At 39.6% G+C, this 6,027-nt stretch carries 9 protein-coding genes; all 9 read right to left on the bottom strand.

All coding sequences use genetic code 11. The features are described from left to right. Positions 1–61 precede the first annotated feature (61 nt). Genes AB8M93_RS18225 through AB8M93_RS18185 form a run of 9 tightly spaced genes read right to left on the bottom strand, consistent with a single transcriptional unit; the run spans position 62 to position 5,906 of the window. The gene (locus AB8M93_RS18225; protein WP_373060335.1) at positions 62–535 is read right to left on the bottom strand and encodes a hypothetical protein; all 474 of its coding nucleotides are present in this window, start codon (positions 533–535) and stop codon (positions 62–64) included. Between the two features lie 48 nt (positions 536–583). Continuing rightward, complete coding sequence (moaA, locus tag AB8M93_RS18220; RefSeq protein ID WP_373060333.1) at positions 584–1,591, bottom strand: GTP 3',8-cyclase MoaA; 1,008 nt, start codon at positions 1,589–1,591, stop codon at positions 584–586. Continuing rightward, the gene (moaCB, locus tag AB8M93_RS18215; RefSeq protein WP_373060331.1) at positions 1,584–2,498 is read right to left on the bottom strand and encodes a bifunctional molybdenum cofactor biosynthesis protein MoaC/MoaB; all 915 of its coding nucleotides are present in this window, start codon (positions 2,496–2,498) and stop codon (positions 1,584–1,586) included. Before moaCB ends, moaA begins: the two co-directional genes overlap by 8 nt. After that, positions 2,499–2,939: a molybdenum cofactor biosynthesis protein MoaE gene (locus AB8M93_RS18210; protein ID WP_373060329.1), complete on the bottom strand. Its 441-nt coding sequence runs from the start codon at positions 2,937–2,939 to the stop codon at positions 2,499–2,501. It abuts the gene before it with no gap. Next, the gene (gene moeB / locus AB8M93_RS18205) at positions 2,911–4,014 is read right to left on the bottom strand and encodes a molybdopterin-synthase adenylyltransferase MoeB (RefSeq protein WP_373060327.1); all 1,104 of its coding nucleotides are present in this window, start codon (positions 4,012–4,014) and stop codon (positions 2,911–2,913) included. Before moeB ends, AB8M93_RS18210 begins: the two co-directional genes overlap by 29 nt. Continuing rightward, positions 3,974–4,210, bottom strand: coding sequence for a MoaD/ThiS family protein (locus AB8M93_RS18200; protein WP_311535103.1), 237 nt, complete (start codon positions 4,208–4,210; stop codon positions 3,974–3,976). The genes moeB and AB8M93_RS18200 overlap by 41 nt, the downstream gene beginning before the upstream one ends. Positions 4,211–4,234: 24 nt before the next feature. Further along, on the bottom strand, positions 4,235–5,035 hold the full coding sequence (cobA, locus tag AB8M93_RS18195; RefSeq protein WP_373060325.1) for a uroporphyrinogen-III C-methyltransferase: 801 nt from the start codon (positions 5,033–5,035) through the stop codon (positions 4,235–4,237). After that, the gene (gene mobA / locus AB8M93_RS18190) at positions 5,019–5,612 is read right to left on the bottom strand and encodes a molybdenum cofactor guanylyltransferase (RefSeq protein WP_373060323.1); all 594 of its coding nucleotides are present in this window, start codon (positions 5,610–5,612) and stop codon (positions 5,019–5,021) included. Before mobA ends, cobA begins: the two co-directional genes overlap by 17 nt. Positions 5,613–5,651: 39 nt before the next feature. Next, positions 5,652–5,906: a hypothetical protein gene (locus AB8M93_RS18185; protein WP_373060321.1), complete on the bottom strand. Its 255-nt coding sequence runs from the start codon at positions 5,904–5,906 to the stop codon at positions 5,652–5,654. Positions 5,907–6,027 lie beyond the last annotated feature (121 nt).

Here is a 6,027-nt window from a genome sequence, read left to right as displayed (position 1 = left end):
TGAAGAAAGGGTTCGACTTTAAGTAATAAAGCCAAACCCCTTTATTTAAAACTTACACACTTTACGGGATAGTGTCGGCTGAAAAATACTCGTTAACTTGCACTTTACTTGTCATATACAAAGACGATAATCGTAACAGTTTTTTCTGGCATTGTATTGCTAAAGGCTTATTGCATTTAAAGACTTCAGTCAGTTGTGCAAAGTTCTTCAGATCGGAAAGGCCTGTGATTGTTCTAAGTTTATAATACAGGTGCTGGCCAATTTTTGAAGTGGTCCTATCTAAGAATGAGAAAACTTCATTTAAGTCTAAATCTGTCCAGGTGTGATTCGATATTGTGTGGAATACTTTTTCTGAAGATTTATGATTTTTGAAAAACTGATCGATTAGCTCAAAATTGAAGTATTGCTCATTTTTAGGCTTTCCCCAATCTTGAATTAATTTTTCTCTTTTTCTTTTTCTCCTCCGTTTGTTGAGTTGGATATCAATAAGGTAAACCGAAATTAAAATCAGGATAAAACCTAAAATCCAATTCATTTGAAAGCAGAATTCTTCATTATTGTAGTTTTTTCCGGTTCTTGCGTTTTATCCCCCAATGGTTATCATACTCCTGTTTTTGGTATGCCTCTCAGGGTCGTTCAATTTTTCGAAATTGTCCATACCTGCGCGAACGGCTTTCTTTTTAAAAAGAGAATTGGAGATTAATTCCTCCAGGTTTTGCCCTTCCCGAAGTGCACCTAACAAATCTGTTTCATGGTTGGAAAAAAGGCAGTTTTTAATCTTGCCGTTTGCGGTGAGTCTTATACGATTACAGCCATCACAAAAAGGATTACTAACAGAACTTATAATTCCGAACTGTCCTTCAAAACCTTCAATTTTATAATTACGGGAGGTAAAATTTTGTTCGTCCTCCAGTTTTTGTAAATATTTACTTCCGAAGAAATTTTCCACCTGCTCCAGAATTTCCTTTTCTGTTACCAGTTTAGACCTGTTCCAGCGGTTACCGTCAAATGGCATAAATTCGATAAATCGTACAGTGATTGGCAGGTTCTTGGTGAACAGCACAAAATCCACAATTTCATCTTTGTTGAAATCCTGCATCAAAACCGCGTTGATTTTCACATTAAAACCTTCCTTTATAAGCAGCTGAATATTATCATAGGCTTTTTTAAACTGGTCCCGCCGGGTAATCATCTTAAACTTTTCCGGAAGCAGCGTATCCAGGCTAACATTTATATCGTTTAATCCATACTTCTTGAAATCTTCAATAAACCTATCGGTAAGCACTGCGTTGGTGGTAATGGAAAGCTTTACCGGTAGTGTAGCAAGGTTTTTTAAAATTTCAGCAAAATCTTTTCTTACCAAAGGTTCCCCGCCGGTAAGACGTATTTTATCCACTCCCTGGGCCACAAACGTCTTTGCAATTTCAAAAATCTCTTCAGCCGTCATTAACTGGCTCTTTGGAGTGAGCGGGACACCATCGGCCGGCATACAATAGGCACACCTTAAATTGCATTTTTCGATAAGCGAAATGCGCAGGTAATTATGCTCCCGTCCAAATGAATCCTGTAATATCTTCGTCGTCTTAGTCATTATCATCGTGTTTTGCCCCCCTTAAAATTTTAAAAATATGCAGTAAATGAGGAAATACCGCATCCATAGATTCGCTGGCTCCTTTAGTGGATCCCGGCAATGCCAACAGCAGCGTATTGCCTATAGTGCCCGCCACACTTCGGGAGAGCATCGCGTAGGGCATCCTTTCCTGCCCATAACTTCTAATTGCCTCTTCAATTCCCGGAATTCTCCTTTCCAGGATAGGTTCCAGGGCTTCCGGGGTTACATCCCGAAAGGATAATCCTGTTCCTCCTGTAAAGATTACAAGGTTACAACTTTCAGCATATTCCAAGGCTTTATTCCTTATTATTTCAAGCTCATCCGGAATTATTTCGTAGGAATGTATAGTTACATCGCTTTTCTTCAGTTTTTCAATAATTGCCTTCCCGGCACGGTCTTCTTTTTTTCCTTCAGAAATAGAATCGGAACAAACAATAACGCTGGCTTTCAGATTTTTACTCTGATTTCCAAAACTGCTTTTTCCGCCTTTTTTCTCCACCAGCCGGATATTCTGAATTTCGATCTTTTTGTCGATAGGTTTCAGCATATCATACATGGTAAGCGCAACAACCGAGGCGCCGTGCATGGCTTCCACTTCAACTCCTGTTTTATAAACGGTTTTTACGGTAAAAATAATCCTGATCTTTAGATCTTCAATTTCATAGTTAACCAAAGTAAATTCCACGGGCAAAGGATGGCAATCGGGAATGGTATTGTGAGTATTTTTTACAGCAAAAAGGCCGGCGGTTTTTGCCATTTCCAACACATCGCCTTTAGGTACGGTTTTATTTTTAATGGCATCGATGGTTTCCTGTTTGCTTACCTGTACAAAAGCTTCGGCAACTGCCGTGCGCAGCGTTTTAATTTTGTGGGTAATGTCTACCATTTAATGCGTGTTAACCTTCCATTGGTGTTCTTCATTTTCAAAAATCTCTTTCCCAAAAATGGGCACTTCCTCCTTTACTAAATTCACCAGTTCTTCTGTGGCGGCATATACCTGTTTGCGCCTTTTTGAAGAAACAAATACAAAAAAGCAAATTTCGCCTGCTTTAATGGTTCCCAGGCTGTGGTAAATATGCATACAGGTAAGCTCGTATTTTTCGAAGGCTTTTTCCCTGATTTCTTCCAGTTTTTTCTCGGCCATTTCGCGGTAAGTGGTATATTCTATAGCGGTAACTTTATTTCCTTCCACTTCATCTGCCCTTACCTGGCCCAGGAAAATATTATGTGCGCCTATATTGGTTTTAGTCTGATGTTTGGCAATGGATTCCGCAATAAAATCTGCGGAAATTGCCCCGTCAATAAACACGTTCTTCTTTTTCTCCATTCTTTATTTCTTTGTAGAAGGCATTTACGCCTCCTTTAATGCTTTTAAGGTTGCTGAAGCCTTTATTTTTCAGGATTTCCAGCGCTTTTAAACTTCTAATCCCGCTCTGGCAGAAAATTCTTATTTCATCATCTTTATTTAGCCGGTGCGCATTTTCTGCTAATTTCGAAAGCGGCAGCTGCACCAGGTTAGGCAAGTCCAGCTGGGGTTGTTCATGGGCTTCCCTCACATCCAGTAAAATTTTTGCTTCAGAAACAGCTTCCCGAAAACCGGTTTCCTGCTGAAACCTGCTTAAATGTTTCCGCTGAAAAAATTCCGCATCAATCTTAATATTTTCGTTCTTTTTAAATCTGAAACTATGCTGACTGTTATTCAGCATGTCATAAATCAACAACTTTCCTGAAAGTACTTCGCCCGCACCTAAAATGATTTTCATCACTTCATTCGCCTGAAGCATTCCAATAAGGCCAACTGTTGTTCCCAAAACTCCTGCTTCTTCACAATTCTGCACATTCTGGTTTTCATCGTCAAATAGACAACGATAGGTGGGGCCGCCCTTATAATTAAAAACCGAAACCTGGCCTTCAAATTTATAAACCGATGCGTAAACAAAAGGTTTTTCTTTAAGTACGCAGGCATCATTAATAAGATATCTTACCGCCACGGCATCTGTTGCATCTACAACCAGATCATAATTTTTTACAATGTCCAGGGCATTTTCAGGAGTCAGGAATTCTTCATAAACCTGAATGTTTACTTCTGAATTTGACTGATGTATTCGTGCGGCGGCTTCTTTTACTTTATAATTTCCTACAGCTTCTTCAGCATAAAGCACCTGCCTGGGGAGGTTACTCTCTTCAACTTTGTCCCCGTCAATAATCCCGATTGTTCCAATTCCGCCGGAAGCAAGATAGGGGAGTACAGCACAACCAAGTCCGCCTGCGCCCACTACCAGTACTTTGGCATCTTTTAATTTTTGCTGTCCTGTAAGTCCTATTTCTTTCAGGTTTGTCTGTTTGGAATATCTTTCCATATTAGCCTCCTGCAAATGGCGGTAAAACCGCCAGTTCATCATTTTTCTTTACCTGGACTCCTTCAGTAGAATTAATTATTTCCTGGTTAAGGGCAAGTTTAACGGGAATGTTTTTAAGGTTATACTTAAGGTGAAGCTCTTTAAGTACATCTTCCAGGCTGGAACTTTTAAGCTCCAGGTTTTCTGATGGCCGCTTGGTAGCTTCAGCAACAGCGCCAAAATATTTGATTGAAATCATTCTTTTTCTTTTTCAGGTTTTAATTTACGCAGAAATCGTGGCAATATCCAAGTTCTGATAAATAAATTCATCTTCCAAAAAAGGAGCCGGATTTCCTGCCACCGTATTTACAACTTCACCAATAACAATAATAGCGGGTGAGGATATTTTTTGTTGTGCCAGCTTTTCCGCAATATTCGAAATATTGCCTGTAATGCTACGCTGTGCTTTTCTTGTACCATTCTGAATAATGGCCACTGCGGTATTGCCTTTTCCGTTTTCGCGAAAAACCTGGGCGATTTCCAGAATCTTGCCAATTCCCATTAAAATGATTACCGTGGCATTGGATTTGGCGGCAAGTGTTACATCTTTAGATAACCGGTGATTTGAAGTAGTTCCCGTAATTACCCAAAAACTTTCCGCAACCTTACGATGGGTCACGGGAATACCAAGACTTGCAGGGACAGAAAGTGCCGAGGATATCCCCGGAATCACTTCAGAAGGAATGCCCGCTTTAGAAAGGTAATTCATTTCTTCGCGGCCACGGCCAAAAACAAAAGGATCGCCGCCTTTTAGCCTTACCACATTTCCATAACGCTGGGCATAAGCCACTAAAAGTTCATTTATTTGCTCCTGCATATAGGCATGGCAGCCTTTACGCTTTCCTACAAATAATTTTACCGCGTGCGGCGCATGTTCAAGAATTTCTTCATTTACCAGCGCATCATAAAGAACGGCTTTGGCATTTTGAAGAGCTTTTACTGCTTTTAAAGTCAGTAATTCGGGATCGCCGGGACCTGCGCCTACAAGCGTTACTTTCGGGTTTATTTTATAAGGAGTCTTCATACGGTGTGTTTATTAGGTGTTCTAATTCTTCTTTTGTATTCACGTTGTTTAAAAATCGCTTTTGCGAAGCCGGCATCTCAACCCGCTTAAAATCAACTTTTTCCAATATCTTCATTAAGCGCAGGTTTCCTTCTTTAATTGCTTCAGAAAAAACCGGAAGGCATTTTTGATGATATAGTCCGGCAAGAGGATAATCTCTTCCGGCTTCATTTAAAAACGATACGGATGCCTGTGGATCTGCATTTGTGATTAGATATTCTATAATCCAGGGCAAAATTCCTGGCATATCGCAGCTCAGGAAAAGATTCCAATCAGAGGTATTTGTTTTTAACGCGGTAAAAATTGCGCCGGCAGGGCCTTTTTCCTCAATGTCATCTTTCAGTAAAGGATATGGGAATTGCTCATAATCCTTATTTCCTGTAACCAGTTTAATATTGCTGGTAAATGGTTCAATAGCCTTTATGCTCCATTCTATAAAGCTGCTTCCCTTATAACTAATTAAGCCTTTTTCTGTCCCCATCCTGCTGCTTTTACCGCCACAAAGCACGAAGGCGCTGATGGTATTTTTATTGATCATAATCCAATATTATTACTGTTGAAAAAGAGAATGATCTTTCTAATTATAATCAAGATCCAGATATTCAATGGTTTCATTTTCTTTAACACGACTCATGTTTTCCGGAATATGAACCAGCGCGTTGCCTATTGTAAAACCTAACAAATTAGCAGAATTTTGCCTGTTTAAAATATGAACTATGCCCTCTTTTACCTGCGCAACCAGGAATAAACGTTTACCAGTATTGTTCTTAAGGCTTTTATCAAGTTTTCCCCTGCCTGTGTTAAGGCCGGGTGTCCAACCTTTCTGTCTCATAAGTTCAGGTAGAACATATAGGTAAAAACATATAAGGCTGGAGGCTGTTTATTTCAACTGAAAAGTATACCACTATTTCATTTCAAAAGTATACCATTTTAAATTAATTAACAACGGTATC

Source organism: Autumnicola aciditolerans, assembly GCF_041679265.1.
Lineage (GTDB): Bacteria > Bacteroidota > Bacteroidia > Flavobacteriales > Flavobacteriaceae > Autumnicola.
This window is presented reverse-complemented; position numbering and strand designations above follow the sequence as displayed.